General features: G+C 67.7%; 15 protein-coding genes and 1 pseudogene. 5 read left to right on the top strand and 11 right to left on the bottom strand.

Annotated features, from left to right (window positions below):
• Positions 1-35: 35 nt before the first annotated feature.
• The 4 genes from COA17_RS13140 to COA17_RS13125 all read right to left on the bottom strand — a co-directional run bounded on the left by COA17_RS13140 (position 36) and on the right by COA17_RS13125 (position 5000).
• Positions 36-413, bottom strand: coding sequence for a PilZ domain-containing protein (locus tag COA17_RS13140; protein ID WP_141397098.1), 378 nt, complete (start codon positions 411-413; stop codon positions 36-38).
• Between the two features lie 5 nt (positions 414-418).
• Positions 419-2041 (bottom strand): coiled-coil domain-containing protein, encoded by a 1623-nt coding sequence (locus tag COA17_RS13135; protein ID WP_096613038.1) that lies wholly within the window; start codon positions 2039-2041, stop codon positions 419-421.
• A gap of 11 nt (positions 2042-2052) precedes the next feature.
• The gene (locus COA17_RS13130; RefSeq protein WP_096613036.1) at positions 2053-2811 is read right to left on the bottom strand and encodes a hypothetical protein; all 759 of its coding nucleotides are present in this window, start codon (positions 2809-2811) and stop codon (positions 2053-2055) included.
• Between the two features lie 83 nt (positions 2812-2894).
• Entirely contained in the window at positions 2895-5000 is a 2106-nt protein-coding gene (locus COA17_RS13125; RefSeq protein WP_176484908.1) for an ATP-binding cassette domain-containing protein, read from the bottom strand.
• A gap of 203 nt (positions 5001-5203) precedes the next feature.
• Between COA17_RS13125 and COA17_RS13120 the strand changes: the two genes are divergently transcribed.
• A complete protein-coding gene (locus COA17_RS13120) occupies positions 5204-6592 on the top strand; it encodes an HlyD family type I secretion periplasmic adaptor subunit (RefSeq protein WP_176484907.1) in 1389 nt (462 codons plus the stop codon).
• Between the two features lie 80 nt (positions 6593-6672).
• On the top strand, positions 6673-8112 hold the full coding sequence (locus COA17_RS13115) for a TolC family protein (protein WP_066490969.1): 1440 nt from the start codon (positions 6673-6675) through the stop codon (positions 8110-8112).
• A gap of 4 nt (positions 8113-8116) precedes the next feature.
• Here the strand turns inward: COA17_RS13115 and COA17_RS13110 are convergent, their stop codons facing one another.
• Positions 8117-8950 (bottom strand): TauD/TfdA dioxygenase family protein, encoded by an 834-nt coding sequence (locus COA17_RS13110; protein WP_066490967.1) that lies wholly within the window; start codon positions 8948-8950, stop codon positions 8117-8119.
• 85 nt (positions 8951-9035) lie between these two features.
• Between COA17_RS13110 and COA17_RS13105 the strand changes: the two genes are divergently transcribed.
• Positions 9036-9689, top strand: coding sequence for a Crp/Fnr family transcriptional regulator (locus tag COA17_RS13105; protein ID WP_176484906.1), 654 nt, complete (start codon positions 9036-9038; stop codon positions 9687-9689).
• Between the two features lie 219 nt (positions 9690-9908).
• Here the strand turns inward: COA17_RS13105 and COA17_RS13100 are convergent, their stop codons facing one another.
• Entirely contained in the window at positions 9909-10925 is a 1017-nt protein-coding gene (locus COA17_RS13100; RefSeq protein WP_096613028.1) for a zinc-binding alcohol dehydrogenase family protein, read from the bottom strand.
• Between the two features lie 26 nt (positions 10926-10951).
• Positions 10952-12136: an MFS transporter gene (locus COA17_RS13095; RefSeq protein ID WP_096613194.1), complete on the bottom strand. Its 1185-nt coding sequence runs from the start codon at positions 12134-12136 to the stop codon at positions 10952-10954.
• A 94-nt stretch (positions 12137-12230) separates the two neighbouring features.
• Between COA17_RS13095 and COA17_RS13090 the strand changes: the two genes are divergently transcribed.
• On the top strand, positions 12231-13130 hold the full coding sequence (locus tag COA17_RS13090) for a LysR family transcriptional regulator (RefSeq protein WP_096613026.1): 900 nt from the start codon (positions 12231-12233) through the stop codon (positions 13128-13130).
• Positions 13131-13136: 6 nt separating this feature from the next.
• On the opposite strand, the gene COA17_RS13085 is transcribed toward COA17_RS13090, so the two are convergent.
• A complete protein-coding gene (locus tag COA17_RS13085) occupies positions 13137-14042 on the bottom strand; it encodes a LysR family transcriptional regulator (RefSeq protein ID WP_096613024.1) in 906 nt (301 codons plus the stop codon).
• 100 nt (positions 14043-14142) lie between these two features.
• Here COA17_RS13085 and COA17_RS13080 point away from each other — a divergent pair, with 100 nt between their 5' ends.
• Positions 14143-15135 carry an aldo/keto reductase gene (locus tag COA17_RS13080; RefSeq protein ID WP_096613022.1) on the top strand — a complete coding sequence of 331 codons (993 nt, stop codon included), beginning with the start codon at positions 14143-14145 and terminating at the stop codon, positions 15133-15135.
• Positions 15136-15200: 65 nt separating this feature from the next.
• On the opposite strand, the gene COA17_RS19410 is transcribed toward COA17_RS13080, so the two are convergent.
• From COA17_RS19410 to COA17_RS20170, 3 genes and pseudogenes are all read right to left on the bottom strand, one after another.
• Positions 15201-15347 carry a hypothetical protein gene (locus COA17_RS19410; protein WP_176484905.1) on the bottom strand — a complete coding sequence of 49 codons (147 nt, stop codon included), beginning with the start codon at positions 15345-15347 and terminating at the stop codon, positions 15201-15203.
• Between the two features lie 93 nt (positions 15348-15440).
• Positions 15441-16799, bottom strand: a pseudogene (locus COA17_RS13075) (transketolase); the annotation flags it as partial.
• Positions 16800-16975: 176 nt separating this feature from the next.
• The coding region (locus tag COA17_RS20170) for an ATP-binding protein (RefSeq protein WP_217991017.1) at positions 16976-17048 on the bottom strand (73 nt) is incomplete at its 5' end.

Genomic DNA, 17048 nt, shown 5'->3' with positions numbered 1-17048 from the left:
AGTAACGGAAATGACCGCGCGAAATGGCCGACAATTCAGTCGACAATGCTGCGCAACAGCTCGTCCGAAATCTCCATGTCGAAATCGACGCCGTAGCCGCGCGTGATCGTATTGACGATCCGGCCATCGATCTCGACGTCGCCGATCGTCAGGCGAATAGGCGTGTCCATCCGGTGCAACAGATACCGCAGTCCGGGGCGGAACAGGCAACCCTTGGGGGAAATGTCCAGTACGCGCCCGTCCACCGTCACGCGGCTGCTGATCATCAGCAACGACGCTTCGGCATAGCAATCGACGCGCCGGTAGTACCGGCTCGGCTTCTTGCGCCGGAACAGGCCACGCCCCGCCGCGACGGGCGCACGGACGATCTCGGGGGCGCCGGCGGGCGCGGCGACGTCATGGGAAAGCGGCATGTCGGTCACCCTTTCGCGGTCTTCTGGGTCATCGCCGCGCGCGCATCGCGCAGTCGCCCGGACTTGATGGCCAGCAGCTCCATCTGAAGCCGCGCGCGTTCCAGCGCGGCATCGATGTCGACCGGCACGTCGTCCTGCCCCACCAGTTCCGCAAGGACGGCCAGCCGCTCACGCTCGCTCTCCAGCGCGCGGCGCAGTTCGGCGGCGGCGGCGCTGTCCGCTTCCGCCCCGCGCCGAAGCTGCAGGGCTTCGCTGCGCAGGTCCTGCTCCAGCTGTCGCTGGCGCTCGATCAGCGCCTCCAGCCGCTGCGCCATCCGCCGCTGGGTGCGGCTGGTCGCGACATCGTCGCGCCGGGCGGTGAACACCTGGCGCAGCCGCTCCTGCAACGATCGGGCACCGCGCGGCGCGTCGACGGGACCGCCGCCGCCCCATTCGATCACCACTGGATCCTGTTGCGCGGCCGCTTCCTGCGCGGCGATCAGCCGGTCGAGCCGCTCCACCACCGCGCCGCTGCGCGCAGCGTCGGCCTGCGCCGCGGTCGCCCGGGCGATCGCGTCGAGGGTCGTGCGGATCACCGCGCGATCCTCGCGCGCCTGTTCGAACAGCAATTCCATCTCGGCGACCAGCCGCGCCTGCTGGCGCACGACGTCGGTCACGGTGCGCGCAATCGGTTCGACGAGCGGCGCGGGGTCGCTGACGCGCTCGACCGTTCGGGTCAGCGCCACCATGGCCTGCCCCAGCTCGGTCAGCGACCCCTGCGTCGCGGCCTCGCGCCGGCGGTTGTCCTCGACGGTCGTGTGCAGCGTCGACAGCTGGCGCCCCGCCATCTCGATCGCCCGGGTCACGTGCGCCATGCCGCCGGCATCGCCCTCGGCCGCCTCGGTGGTCTCCAGCTTCGCCAGGTTCGACAGCCAGTGTTCGTATTCGTCGCGCAGCGCCTTGGCCGCGGTGGTCATGCACCGTTCCAGCGCGCCCAGCACCATCGAGGTGGACAGGCCGAACAGCGACGAGCTGAAGCCCACCGACATGCCGCGCAGCGGCGCCTTCATCCCCTCGATCATCTTGGCGATGGCATCGTCGCCGCCCTTGCCCGACATGTCCATGCCGCCGATCAGGTCGCCGACCGACCCGACCGTGTGCATCAGCCCCATGAACGCGCCGATCAGGCCCATGAAGACCATCAGCCCCGCGAAATAGGCGACCACCGACTTGCGGTCGCCAATCCGCTGGTCGACGCTGTGGACCAGCGATTCCACGACGCCCGACGGCATCTGGAAATCGTCCTGCTTCGACAATTGCTCGGTAATCAGCCGGTAGCCCTGCCCCAGCAGGACGGGTTCGCGGAAGATGATCGCCGGCTGCGTATAGATACGTTCGTCGTCGCGGCGCCGGCCGCTGTCGAAATCGGTCTGCAACGCGTGCAGCGCGGTGACTTCGTTGCGCAGCCCCAGCACGTTGCGGAACGCCAACCCCGCCGCGACGCCGAACAGCGCGAAGATCGACAGGTTCAGCGCCGCCTTCGCCTTGATGCCGGCGATGACGAAGTCGTGGGCGTAGGCGCCGATCGACAGGAGGATCGTCATGATGACGATCATCTTGATGAGTTCGGAGCGTATCTTTCGTTCCATCTCGATCGCCTTCAGTTCTTCACCACGATGCGGACACTGTTGCCGTCGCCCGACGTCGGATCGACCACGCGGCTCTGCGTGACGATGTCGCCGGGCTTGATGCCTGCCTGGATCAGCAGGTTGCGCGTAGTCGCGGCGCGGTAGAAGGCGATGCGCATCGGTTCCGACACCGATCCGGCCCCAGCGACCAGCGACCACACCTCATATTTCGTGCCCGGCCGGACCGACGTTTTCAGGAAGTCGAGCACCTTTTTGGCGTCCTCGTCGGTGTAGCGGATCGCATCGGCATCGAAATCGACCCGCAGCAGCGTGGAGGATGACGTGACCTGCGCGCCGCGTGTTTCCTTGGGCTGTTCGGCCGACTTCACGCGAATACGCTGTGTGTCGGGCGTGTCCCGGGTCAGGATCGTCAGGCTGTCCTTGCCGTTGACGATCGTTTCCGACACCAGCGGCGAGCCGAGCTGCGCGATCGAGGAACCCGCCGCGGCGTCACGCGGGGAGGAAATCGGCTTCAGCCCGATTGCACCGGTGTCCTGCGTACCGCCACCATCCGCCGGCGCCTTTCCGGCCCGCGCAGCCTCGGCGGCGCGTCGGCTGTCCTGAAGCACCTCGATCTTCTGCTGCATCACCTCGACGGTGCGCTTGGACAGATGCATGATCGCCGCGCTCATGATGACGAGCAGGAAGGTGACGACCATGATGACGGCCGTCAGCACGTCGACAAACGCCGGCCAGTGATTTGCCTCGCCGTCTTCCGATGCGCCTGCCACCTTATGCCTCCGCCCCGAGCGTCATGCCGCCTCTTACGAACATTTCGCTAACGTTCTGATAACCGTGTTTGCTCATCCGCCGGCTAGGCCGCCTTGGCCTTCTGCTGGCGCAGGCTCTCCAGCATCTCCCTGCGCGGCAGGTCGCTCATGATCCGCCCGTCCTCCATCCAGATGACGCGATCGACCAGTTCGAGCACCGCGAACCGATGTGTGGCGATGATCATCGTGCGGCCCGCGCCGAATTCGCGCAGTCCGCGGATCACGGCATGTTCGCCGTCGACGTCCATCGCCGCGGTCGGTTCGTCCAGCAGCAGGATGCGCGGATCGCGCATGAACGCGCGCGCCAGCACCACCGCCTGCCGCTGCCCGCCCGACAGGCGGCAGCCGCCGACGCCGACGGAGCGGCTCAGCCCTTCCTTCGACCGCGCGGCGAAATGGTGGACGCCGGCGGTGTGCACCGCACGCTCCAGCAGCGCCGGATCGGGATTGGGCGCGCCCAGCACGATATTCTCGTAGATGCTGTCGTCGAACAGCACCGCTTCCTGCGTGGCGAAGGCGATGTTCTCGCGCAGTTGCGCGGCGGAGAATTGCTCGATCGCATGGCCGTCGACCAGCACCCGCCCCGCGCCCGGCGCGATCAGCCCGCCCATCAGCTTGAGCAGCGTGGACTTGCCCGATCCGGCCGCGCCGATGATGCCGATCTTCTCGCCTGGCTTCACCTCGACGTTGATGTCGCGCAGTACCGACACGTTGGTATCGGGATAGACGTAGCCGACTTCCTGGAACGCGATCCGCCCATGGAACGTGCGCCCCTGCACCGCGGCGTCGGACGTCTCACTCTCCGGCTCCAGCGCCAGCAGGTCGGCCAGCGCGGCGAACTGCCCCAGGCTCTGGTAGCTTTTCGACACCACCATGATCGCGGCGGAGATCGGCCCCATCGCGCGTCCCGCCAGCATGTTGCAAGCGATCAGCGCGCCCGCGGTCATCACGCCCGCCTGGATCTGGTAGATGCTGATGACGACGATCACCACCGTCACCGCCTGCACGATGAACGCGGACGCGGTGGACGGCAGGTCCACCCATGCGCGCGTCGCCTTGCCGGTCATGCCGACATGGTCGGACAGATTGTCCCAGCGCCGCAGGAAGCGCCCCTCGGCCTGGTTGCTTTTGATCGTGTGCAGGCTGGCGACGACGTCGGCGACCAGGTTGTTGCGCGCCTGGAGCAGCTTGTTGCTGCGCTTCGCCCCGAATTTCAGCGCATAGGCGGACACCGCGCCCGCCGCCAGCATCGCCAGCGCGCCCAGCACCGGCGCCATCACCGTCCAGCCGCCGATCATCGCGATTAGCGCCAGGAACAGGAAGAAGAACGGAATGTCGATACAAAAGGTCACGATCGCGGTCGGCACCAGCATCGCCATCGATTCGATGTCGCGCAGCGCGGTCATCATGCTGCCGACGGTCCAGTTGGACTTGTCGATCCGCGCCTGCAGGATCGACGACATCGCGCGATGCTGGATCGCCTGCCCGATGCGCAGCCCGATCGCGTCGATGAAGGTCGAGCGGATCTGCTTGAACAGACATTCGAAGATCAGCACCAGCACGATCCCCGACGACAGCGCCCACAGCGATTCCAGCGCCAGGTTGGGCACCACGCGGTCGTAGATCGCGCGCATGTACAGCGGGATGGCGAACCCGCACAGGTTCAGGAACAGCGCCGCGCCCAGCAGCTGGATGAAGTTGCGCCGTTCGGTCAGGAAGCTGGAGATCAGCCAGAGCCGCGGATTGGCGCGGATGCGCTCGCGCTCGTCGCCGACCAGGCTGCCGTTGGCCGGATCGATATGCCCGATCATCAACAGGTCGCCGGTTGCGGCGGGCGCGAATTCCTCCAGCAGCACGCTGCGCTCGCCATCGCCGTCGACCAGCGTCACGACGCCCGGCGCGGGCATCGCGGTGACCACCACGAACCGGTCGTCCGGCAGCCGCACGATCGCGGGTAGGTCGACCGGCGCCAGCTCGCGGATCGGCCGCGCCACCCAGCGTGCGTCCAGGTCGATCCGCGCCATCGCGATCGGCGCGAATCGCGGATCGAGATCGCCGCTCGCGGTCGGCAGCGCCGCCGTCAGCCCGGCGGCGTCGATCGCCTTGCCCGCCGAAGACGCCACGCCGACCAACGCCTCGACCAGAAGCATCCCATTGAAATCATCGGATTTCCATTGGCCCATCGACTTGCCGCGAAAGCTGTCGATCCGGCCTTTTACTATCCGTCCAACGTTATCCCACCGAACCGCCACGTGCGTTTCTCCACAATCGTGGGATGGTTTAAGCCTTTTTAAGGATAACACTTCGTAAACAGCTGCCGATTACATGGACCGTAACTTCGACGGGAACGATGATGAGCAGCTTTGCCGACATGCCAGGGAGCGTTCGCTGGACGGATGCTCTCAAGCATATAGTCCAGAACCGGCAATCCTTTTCGGAAACCGATGCGCGCACCACCGCGATCGACGGATTGCATCCGTGGAGCGCGCGGGTGCGCACCGAGCCGTCGCGCCGCCTGCTGAAGGTGATGGGCCTCCTTCTGGTGATCGCGATCGCCTGGGCCACCTTCTTCCAGATCGACAAGGTCACGCGCGGCGCCGGCCGGGTGCTGCCGTCCGTGCAGAACCAGGTCGTCCAGCATCTGGAAGGCGGCATCGTCAAACAGATTCTGGTGCGTGAGGGGCAGCGCGTCCGCAAGGGCGACATCCTGCTCAAACTGTCGAACCAGCAGTCGAGCGCCGAACTGAACAACGCCCAGACCGACGTCGCCGCGCGCCATATCGCGCTGGCCCGGCTGGAGGCGGAGGCCGCCGGCGCGTCGTCCTTCACCACGCCCAAGGACCTTGCGCGGCTGGCGCCGGACATCGCCGCATCGGAAGAAGCGTTCTTCCGCTCGCGCCATGCCGACATCCAGCAGCAGATGAGCGTCTTCGACCGCCAGATCCAGGGCTATCGCGCCGAGATCGGCAGCGCGCAGTCGCGTATCGCCAGCCTGCGCGCGGAGGAACGGATGGTGCAGAACCAGCTCGACCGCCTGCAAAAGGCGCTGCTGGCGGAAGCGGTGTCGGAAACCGCGGTGCTGGAAAAGCAGACCGACCTGCAACAGCTGCGCACGCGCATTTCCGACGCGATGACCTCGATCCCCAAGTCGCAGGCCGACCTGTCCGAGACCGTCGCCAAGCGCGGCGAGGCATGGACCCGCTACCTGACCGACACGCGCGAGAAAGCCGCGACGCTGCGGCTGGAGGTGTCGAAGGCCGGTCAGGCGCTCAACGCCTATCAGGATCGCAACTTCCGCGAGGAGGTGCGTGCGCCGATGGACGGTTACGTCAACAAGATCCTGGTGCAGACCGTCGGCGGCGTCGCCAAGCCGGGCGATCCGCTGGTGGAGATCGTCCCCGCCGACAAGCTGGTGGTGATCGAGGCGCGCGTCGCGCCGCGCGATCGCGGTAACATCTGGCCGGGGCTGCCCGCGGTGGCGAAGATCTCCGCCTATGACTCGGCGATCTACGGCGGGCTCGACGCCACCGTCGACGATATTTCGCCCGACGCGATCCAGGATCCCAAGGGCGAACTCTATTATCGCGTCCGCCTGCGCGCGGACACCGGACGGTTCGGCCCGGAAAAGCCGGTGCTGCCGGGCATGACCGCTGAGGTCGACATCCGCTCGGGCCACCAGAGCATCCTCGACTACATCCTTGGGCCATTCATCCGCATCCGCGACGGGGCGCTGCGCGAATGATCTCGCCGCTCACCACTCTTGCACCGGCCGCCACGCGCGGCCGCCGCATTGCCGATCACACGAAGACCGGGGGAGTTTTCATGTCCAGTCCGTCCGCCCGCATTCGCGCGGGTCATCGCCTGGGCGCCGCGCTGCTCGCCGGTGCCGTGTTGTGCGGCCCGTCCGCCGCCGCCGCACAGGACGCGCCCGCGATCGCCGCGCCCGCCGATCCCGCGGCGCTCGCCAGACCGGGCGAGAACGAGCCGCTACGTGCCGCGATCATCGAGCTGCTGCGCAAGAACCCGGACATTCAGATCGCGCTCGCCCGCCAGGACGATGCGCGCTACGCGATCGGCGAGGCGCGCGCCGCCTATCTGCCGCGCATCGACCTGTCGCTGGCCAGCGGGCCGGAATATGTCCTGCCCTATCAGGCGACCGACAACACGGTGCTGCGCCGTAGCGAAGGCGTTCTGTCGCTCCACCAGAACATTTGGGACTTCGGCGCGACGATCAATGACATAAAGCGCGCACGCGCCGCCTTTTCCAGCGCGGAATGGAACACGCGCGAACAGATCGAGCGGATCGCGTTCGAAACGACCGCTGCCTATCTCAGCCTGCTGGAAAAGCAGCGCACGGTCGAGCTGATCGAGGAGGAGATCGCCACCCAGGCGAAGATGTCGCGCACGATCCAGGTGCAGAAGGACCTGGGCCTCACCACCGCCGCCGATGTCAGCCGCGCACAGGTGCGGCAGGACAACCTTCAGGCGCAGCTGCTGGACGCGCAGAGCCAGTTGCAGCAGCAGCGCGAATCCTACCGCCGCCTGACCGGGCACCTGCCGGGCCGCGCGACCGACCTGCCGCCCGTAGATACCGCGCTGCCCGCCGATGCGGATGCGGCAGTCCAGATGATCGAGGATCACAACCCCGAACTGGCACAGGCGGTGCAGAACCGCCGCTCGATCGAAAAGCAGCTGCTTAGCCAGAAGGCCGCCTTCTACCCACGCATCGGGCTGGATGCGCAGGCGAACCTCCGCAACGAAGTGATGGGCCGCACCGGCCGCAACGAGGATGCGCGCGTCGTCGTCACCCTCACCTATAACATCCTGCGCGGCGGCGCCGATTATGCGCTGATGCGCCGGATCGAGGCGCGCGTGCGCGAATCGGATTACGAGGTGGATCGCGTGCGCCGCAACGTCGAACAGGATCTGCGCATCGACTTCCAGTCGCTCGCCGCCGCCAACGACAAGATGGCGACGATCGAATCGCAGGTCGCCGCCGCGGAAAAGGTCGTGACGCTGTATCGCGAGCAATTCCGCTCGGGCAACCGCTCGGTCTTCGACCTGCTCGACACGCAGCAGGCGCTGTTCCAGGCGCGGCTGAACCGGCTGACCAACTTTACGCAGAAGCAGGTCAGCGGGCTGCGCGTGCTGCAGAAGCTGGCCGGACTGTTCGATTTCGTCAGCGGGGGACAGCCGCTGACCAAATACGGGCGCGAGATCGTCGTCCCGCGCCCGCCCGCGCGCATCGGTCCGAACCTGTAACCCGTCAGGTCAACGGTTCGCCGGCGATCGTGATGCGATGCATCAGGCGCCGGTGGCCCTGGTAATCGTTCATCGCGCAATGCCAGGTCGAACGATTGTCCCAGATCGCGATCGAACCCGGCGCCCAGCTGACGCGGCAGTGGAACTTCTCCTGCATCGCCACCTGGTAGAGATAGGTCAGCAGCGGCAGGCTTTCCGCGCGGGTCCAGCCGGCGAAGTGCAGCGTGAAGGCGGGATTGACGTATAATATCTCCCGCCCGGTCGCCGGATGGCGGATCACCACCGGATGTTCGGCATGGGTGCGTTCGTCATGCCCCTTCAGGTCGGCGGCCTGGTCGGTCTTCGCATAGATGCCGTCGGCGCTGTAGATATGGTCCGCCGAATGCACCGCGCGCAGGCCCCGCAGCGTCGCCTTCATCCCCTCCGACAGGCTGTCGAACGCCGCGCCCAGCCCGGCGAACAGCGTGTCGCCGCCGGTCGGCGGGGTCTCCCGCGCCAGCAGGATCGACCCCATCGCGGGGACCGGATCGTAACTGTGATCGGTGTGCCAGCCGCCGCCGATATTGGTCTGCTGGTTTTCCGCCTTGCGCACCTCAGCGATTTCGGGGTGGCCGCCATTGGCTGGGAAGTATCTGTTGATGTCGATCTCGCCCCAGCGGCGTGCGAAGGCGATATGCTGTTCGGGGGTCAGCGACTGGTCGCGGATGAACAGGACGCCATGGTCCGCGACCGCCGCGCGCAGCGCACCGAACGTGTCGTCGTCCAGCGCGTTCAGGTCGACGTCGCGCGCCTCGACCCCGACATGCTCCGACAACGGGTGCCACGTCACTGAAGCCATCCACTCTCTCCTCGTCCATTGCTGTCGCGGGTGTAGCAGGCCCCCTCGCCAGCAAATGCCACCTTCGTTACATTGTGGGGTGGACATGGCCGATCGCCTCGGTGCGAACCGCTGGTTCGCCCCCCTCCCCGCCGCGCTGCGCGACGCGATCGCCGCCGCGGCGTCGCCACGCGCGCTGGCGCCGGGGCAATGGGTATACGGCCAGGGCGACGAGGATACCGGCATCGTCATGGTCGTCGACGGGCTGTTGCGGCTGGAGACGGTGGTCGACGAACGGACCGTCCTGATCGGCGTCGCACGCGCCGGCACCGCCTTCGGCCAATCACGGCGGCACGGCGGCGGCCCGCGCATTGTCACCGCGCGCGCCGGGCCGCCCAGCCGGGTCGTGACCGTCGGCGACAGCGCGCTGGGGCGGATCGCGGTGGACCAGCCCGCGATCTGGCATGCCGTCAGCACGCTGGTCTACGCCCAGCTCGACGCCAGCGTCCACGGCCTGGCCGAGATGCTGGCGCTGCCGCCGATCGCACGCATCGCCGCGCGCCTGCGCCCGTTCGCGGAGGACGGCGCAGCGCCGCTGTCACAGGCGGACCTCGCCGAACTGTGCGGCCTGTCGCGCAAGACCACGAGTGTGCATCTGGCGACACTGGAGGCGGCGGGCGCGATCGCGCGCGGCTATGGCAGCATCCGGCTGACCGACCCCGATATGCTAGCCCGCTTCTGCGCCGCCGAGACGGTATAGGCGGGGCGGCGATAGCGATCCGCATCCCGATGGCGGCGCTGCACCTCTTCAGCGGCCATTGCGCGTCATCAAACCGACGCGCGTCGATCACGAGAGCCCGACGCGACCGTCACCGCATCGGTCGGCTGAGAACCAGCCGCCGCCGCGATCCCCGTCGACGATCCGGGTTCCATGAAGGGATCATCATGACGGCGTCGCTTCGGCTCGGCTACGGATGGATCACGCCCATCCCTCCAGCGCGATCTTGCCGCGCATGGTGCCGCGGTCGACCTTGCGGTGCGCGTGGGCGAGCGTTGCCACGCCGATAGGCGAAAGCCGTTCGGTGAGGGTGGAGCGGATGCGGCCGTCATCGACCATCCGCGCGATCTCGCCCAGAATCTGCCCCTGGCGCCCCATGTCCGCCGCCGGCGGAAGCGATCGGGTGAACATCAGTTCCCAGTGGATCGATACCGACTTCGCCTTGAACGGTACGATGTCGAACACCTCCGGGTCGTCGATCAGCCCGAACCGCCCTTCCGGAGCGATCAACTCCGCGATGGCGAGTCGATGCCGGTCGGAATGGGTGGTCGAGAAGACGAACGCCGGCGCGCCGATGCCGAGCGCCTCGACCTGCGGCGGCAGGGGCCGGGCATGGTCGAAGACATGGTGCGCGCCCATCGTTTCCGCCCAGGCGCGCGTCTCCGGCCGGGAGGCGGTTGCGATCACCGTCAGGTCGGTCAGCTGACGCGCCAATTGGATCGCGATCGACCCCACCCCGCCGGCGCCACCGATGATAAGGATAGCAGGCGCCGCGCCGACGACGGGCCGATTGACGTCGAGCCGGTCGAACAGCATCTCCCAGGCGGTCACGCTGGTGAGCGGCAGCGCGGCCGCCTCCGCCCAGTCGAGGCTGGCGGGCTTGGGACCGACCAGTCGTTCATCGACGAGGTGCCGTTCGGCATTCGTACCCGACCGCCCGATCTCACCGGCATAGGCCACCGCGTCGCCGATGCGGAACAGCGACACGTCCGGCCCGACGCCGCGGACGATGCCGCTGGCGTCCCAGCCGATCACCCGCTCGCCGTCCTGCCGGAGGACCATGCCGCCGCGCACCTTCACGTCGACGCGATTGACCGACACCGCCTTCACCTCGACCAGCAGCTCACGGCCGGTCGGGACGGGATCGGGACGATCGAACTCGACGAGCGCGTCCGGCCGGTCGATAGTCCCGGTGTCACGGTATCCAATGGCGCGCATGGTCAGTCTCCATAAAGTGGCGTGGATCAGTGCTGTGCGACCGGCGAGAATGCCCTGCTGCGACCGGCAGAACGGCCGCGACGGAACGCGAACACCATCGCCAGCGCAGCGGCGGCCATCCCGGCACCAACCAGCGACACCGCCGGATAGCCCCATCCGGCCCCGATCACGCCACCGCCCAGCGCCGCGCCGATCGCGTTGCCGAGGTTGAACGCGCCGATGTTCATGGCGGACGCGAGGTTCGGTGCCTCGGCCGCCGCCTCCATCACGCGCATCTGCAACGGCGGCACGATCGCAAAGCTGGCGATGCCCCAGATCAAGATGGCGATGGCGCCCGGCACCGGCCAGTGCATCGCGCCCGCGAACATGACCAGCACCGCGGCCAGCACGATGAAGCTGCCCACCAGCGTCCGCTCGACCGAGCGGTCGGCCAGCTTGCCACCGACCATGTTCCCGATTGTCAGGCCGATCCCGTACAGCACCAGCATTGCCGTCACGAACCCGGTCGAGGCCTGTGTCTCGTGGCGCAGGATCGGGACGATATAGGTGAAGACGGTGAACATCGCGCTCGCCCCCACCACCGTCAGCGCCAGCGCCAGCAGCACCGGCCTGCGGGTCAGCACGCCCAGTTCCGCACGTATATCGCCGCCCTCCACCGCCGGTAGCGACGGCAACGCGAGCCGCAGCGACAGCATCGCCACGACGCCGACCCCTGCGATCCCGGCAAAGGCGGTGCGCCAGCCCAGCACCTCGCCCGCCCAGGTCGCCAGCGGCACGCCGCCGATCGTCGCGATCGTCAGCCCGGTGAACATCGCCGCAACCGCACCCGCGCGTTTGTCGGGCGCGACGAGACTCGCCGCGACCACCGATCCCACGCCGAAGAAGGCGCCATGGTTGAACGAGGTCACGATCCGCGCCGCCATCAGCATCCAATAGCCGCTCGCCAGCGCGGACAGCAGGTTGCCGAGCGTGAAGATGCCCATCAGCGCGATAAGCAACGTCCGCCGGTCCACCCGCCCCGTGGTCAGCGTCATCAACGGCGCGCCGATCACCACCCCGATCGCATAGGCGCTGACCAGCAACCCGGCGACGGGAATGGAGATGTGCAGATCGGCCGCGATCGATGGCAGCATCCCCATCGGCGCGAATTCCGTGACGCCGATACCGAAGGCGCCCGCCGCCAGCGCGAGCAGAGAGGGATTCAAGCGCATATCGACCTCCATCATTGCGTGAGCAGGAATGGCGATCCGAAGCCGCACTGTGTAGCCTGTGATTCTGGCAAGCACCTTTGCGATGGAAGCACGAATGGATTTCAGCGGCCGATCGGGTGAGATGATGGTGTTCGTCACCGTCATGGAGCAGGGCAGCCTGTCGGCGGCGGCCCGCGCCTTGCAACTGGCACCGTCCGCGGTCAGCCGGGTGATCGCGCGGATCGAGGCGCGGCTGGGTGTTCGGCTACTGATCCGGACCACGCGGACCCTGACGCTGACCGCAGAAGGCCAGACCTATCTGCGCGCTGCGCGCCGGATCCTTGCCGACCTGACCGAGGTGGAGGAAGCCATCGCCGATCAGGCATCGCCGCGTGGGCGTGTGCGCCTGACCGCCTCGCTCGCCCATGGCCGCCTCTATGTCGTGCCGCTGCTGGCGGAATTTACCGCCCGCTATCCCGACATCCTCGTCGATCTCAACCTCAGCGACCGTGTGGTCGACATACTTGGCGGACAGGCCGATGTTGCGATACGCTTCGGGCAGCTAGCCGACAGCCCGCTGACGGCGCGCCGCATTGGCGAGACCGGCCGGGTGGTGGTCGCCTCGCCCTCGTATCTCGCACGCCACGGGACACCCGAGCAGCCCGAAGACCTGTTCCGACACAATTGCCTCAGCTTCAGCTTTCGGCGCGCGGAGCCGGGCTGGCCCTTTCGCCGCGGCGGTGTCGACATGGCACCAGACGTTACCGGCTCGATCGAGGCCAATAACGGAGAATCGCTCGCCCAGCTTGCGCTCGCCGGGGTCGGCATCGCGCGGATCGGGACGTTCGCGGTGAAGGACGAGCTGGCCGATGGCCGGCTGATCCCGTTGCTCGAAGCGTTCAATCCGCAGGACCGCGAACCGCTTCACCTGCTGTTCGTCGGGGGCTCGACCATGCCCGCCCGCGTACGCGTCCTGATCGACTTCCTCGCCGAGCGGCTGGGCGATGGAGCGTGAAGCGGTTCATCCTCCATCGACGCGGTTGGCGGCGACGAAGAAGTCGATCGTCGCCCGCACCGCCGGACGCATCTGCCGGCGGCTGGCGTGATAGATGAAGAAGCCGGGAAAGGGCGGGCAATGTTCGGGGAACAGCTCAACCAGTCGCCCCGCCGCCAAGTCGTCGGCGATGACGCTTTCGATCACGAACGCGATGCCCGCCCCGTCGCACACCGCGCGCCGCAGCAGCGCATCGTCGTTGACGATCAGCGTTTGCGGCAGGGCATCGAGGATCAGGTCCGCGCCATCGCGCGTCACTTCCCAGCGATACACGCCCGCGCCGAGCCGACGATGCAGGCAGCGGTGGCTGGGCAGGTCTTCCAATGTCCGGGGCCGCCCATGACGCGCGAGGTAGCCGGGCGAGGCCACTGCCGCCATCCGCAGCGCCCCGCCGATCCGCGTCGCGATCATGTCGGGCCGCAGCGTTTCGCCCAGTCGCACGCCGAGGTCATAGCCCTCCGCCACCGTATCGACGAACCGGTCGTCGATCACCAGATCGAGCGTGATCCCCGGATAGGCCGCCACGAAGGCGGCGAGATGCGGTGCGAACAGGGCATGCGCGGACAAGGGCGTCAAGGTGATCCGCACCGGTCCCGCCGGCGCCGCATCGCTGTCGCGTGCATCGGCCACCGCCGCGTCGATCTCGCCGAGCGCGGGGCCGACGCGATCGAGCAGGGCGCATCCGGCATCGGTCAGCGCCAGGCTGCGCGTCGACCGGTTGAATAGCCGCACCCCGAGCGCCGCCTCCAGTTCCGCCACCGCATGGCTGACGGCGGAGGGCGACAGCCGCAGCCCCCTGGCCGCCGCCCGGAACCCGCCCGCCTTCGCGACCGCTGCGAAGATGCTCAATCGTGCCAGCCGTTCGCGATCCATTGTCTCACCTGGTCGAACAGCACGTTCGATCAGCACCATCTACTCCGCACAATGCGGGGAGCCAATAATGCCGCCGTCATCGAAACAAGGAGCGACGACGATGCAAGAACGCAAACTGGGCGAGCTCGAGGTATCCGCGATCGGCCTCGGCTGCATGGGCTTCACCGCCGCCTATGGCGGACAGGACGAGGCGGCGTCGATCGCCACGTTGCACCATGCGGTCGACCGCGGCATCACCTTCTTCGACACCGCCGAGGTCTATGGCCCCTATGAGAATGAGGAGATCGTCGGCCGCGGACTCAAGGACGTCCGCGACAAGGTCGTGATCGCCACCAAGTTCGGCTTCGACGTCGCGCCGGAGGGTGGCACCGGATTCGAGCGGATGCGCGGCGCCGACGGCACGCCGGACAATGCCCGTCGCGCGATCGAGGGATCGCTGCGACGGCTCGGCACCGACGTGATCGACCTGTTCTATCTGCACCGCCCCGACCCCAAGACGCCGATCGAGGAGTCGGTCGGCGCGATGGCCGAACTGGTACAGGCAGGCAAGGCGCGCTTCCTCGGCCTGTCAGAAGTCACCGCCGACCAGCTCCGCCGCGCCCATGCGGTCCATCCGATCACCGCGCTGCAGAGCGAATACTCGCTCTGGGAACGCTACGTCGAAGAGGAGATGCTGGCGACCTGCCGCGAACTCGGCATCGGCCTGGTGCCCTACAGCCCCCTCGGCCGTGGCTTCCTGTCGGGTAAGATTCGCAGCAAGGCCGATCTCGAAGCCAACGACTTCCGCGCCACGCTACCGCGCTTCGACGCCGCCAATCTCGACGCAAACCTGAAGCTGGTCGACCGCCTGCGCGCGATCGCCGAGGAGAAGGGCGTGACGCCTGCGCAACTCGCGCTCGCCTGGGTGCTGGCGCAGGGCGACGACATCGTCCCCATTCCCGGCTCGCGCAAGATCGCCAACCTCGACGACAATATCGACGCGGTCGACATCGAGCTGACGCCCGAGGACCGCGCGCGGATCGCGGACGCCATGAGCGGCGTGCAGGGCGCGCGCTATGCCGAGCGCGAGATGGCGATGCTGCCGCAACGATAGACGCGAAGGCCTGGGTCGGGTGGTCGACCCGGGCCGTGCCGTCCGCCCCGGCTCGTCCGTACGGATCATCGCGTTGCACCCCCAACCTCGATCAGCGCCAGCGCCCTGAAGATGAAATCATCGACCATCAGCTGCACATCGCGCGCAGCCGATGCCACATTCAAATCCGGGCGAAGAGTAGGCAGTACATCCATACAGATATCGATGGTCACGTAGATGTACGGGATCGCCTGCTTCGCCTAGGGGAGGCAATGCGCGACCGTCGCCTCCCCGAGACCGCGGCGACGTGGTGCGGCACACCGGCGTCAGCCCACGAACAGATGGGCCATCGCGTCGACCGCCGCATCGGCGTCGAGGCGGTGATGCCGATATAGATCCGGCAGGTCGCCGGTCTGACCGAACCGGTCGACGCCGAGCGGGGAGACGCGCCGTCCATCGACGCTGCCCAACCACGACAACGCACCCGGTGAACCATCCACCATGGTGACCAGCCCGGCGCCAGGCGGCAAGGCGCCGAGCAACCGCTGGATGTGCGAGCCCCGACGCACCGGGCCCCAGGCCGCGGTTGCCGCGCCCCAGTCGCGGCGCAGCAGGTCGGGGGAAGTGACGACCAGCAGGCCCAGGCCGGGCAAGTCGTCGCGCATCATCTCCCATGCCGCGAGCGCCTCGGTCGCGAGCGCCCCCATCACGACGATCGCGGCCTCCGCCGCGGTGCCGGGCACCTTCAGCCAATAGGCGCCACGGATCGCATCCGCCCGCCAGGCGTCGTCGGTGCGCGCGACTTGCGCCACGCTGCGCGTGGTCAGACGGAAATAGACCGACTCTCCGTCGGGTGCCTGCACGAGGTGGAATGCTTCCTCCATCAGCACGGCAAGCTCGTCGACGAAGGCAGGCTCGTAATGCCGCAGGCCGGGCTGCCCCATCGCGATCAGCGGCGGGTTGATCGACTGGTGCGCGCCGCCTTCCGGTCCCAGCGTCACGCCTGATGGCGTCGCGACCAGCACGAAGCGGGCATCCTGGTAGCAGGCGTAGTTCAGCGCATCAAGGCCACGCGCGATGAAGGGATCGTAGACGGTACCGATCGGGATCAACCGCTCGCCGAACACCGCGCCCGCCAGCCCCAGGGCGGCCAGCATGAGGAACAGGTTGTTCTCGGCGATGCCCAGCTCGATATGCTGCCCGGCTGCCCCGCCCTCCCACTTCTGGGCCGACGGGATGCGTGCGCGGCGGAACACGTCCTCGAACTGCTGTCGCCGGAACAATCCACGCTGGTTCACCCACGCCCCGAGATTGGTCGAGACCGTGACGTCGGGCGAGGTGGTGACGATGCGATCGGCGAGCGGCGAGCCGTCCTTGGCCAGATCGAGCAGGATCTTGCCGAACGCTGCCTGCGTCGACTGTTCCGTGCCCGCCGGCGCGGCGATGCTCGGCACCGGCAACTCGGGCAGCGCGGTCGAGCGCTTCTGCCGTGCGATCGGCGTGGCGGCGACCAGATCGGCCAGCGCCGCCGCGACGTTGCTGCCCGCACCCGCCCAGCGCGTCCATTCGTCGCCCGGCGCGATCCCCATCTCGTTGCGCAGCGCGGCGATCTGCGCCGGGTTCATGAGGCCGGCGTGATTGTCCTTGTGTCCGGCGAAGGGCAGCCCGTGGCCCTTGATCGTATAGGTGTCAATCGGCGTCCAAAAAGGACCCCCTATCGGCGTCCAAAAGGGACCCCGTTTGTCGAGCGGTGTGACGGGTATGGCGGGCGTGCCGTTCGCGCTGGTTGCGGCGTAGGGCGGGCGTAGCCCGACCGGAGGCGCAACCAGCGCGAAGCATCTTCTGCCGGTGGTCCCGCGCGTCAGCTGCGGTGCTTGAATCGCCAGCTGTCGTTGCCGGTCTCGACGATGTCGCAGTGGTGGGTAATGCGGTCG

It is taken from the genome of Sphingomonas ginsenosidimutans, from assembly GCF_002374835.1.
Classification (GTDB): Bacteria; Pseudomonadota; Alphaproteobacteria; order Sphingomonadales; family Sphingomonadaceae; genus Sphingomonas; species Sphingomonas ginsenosidimutans.
Note: the sequence above shows the minus strand (reverse complement) of the source record. Positions and strands in the feature narration are given on the sequence as shown.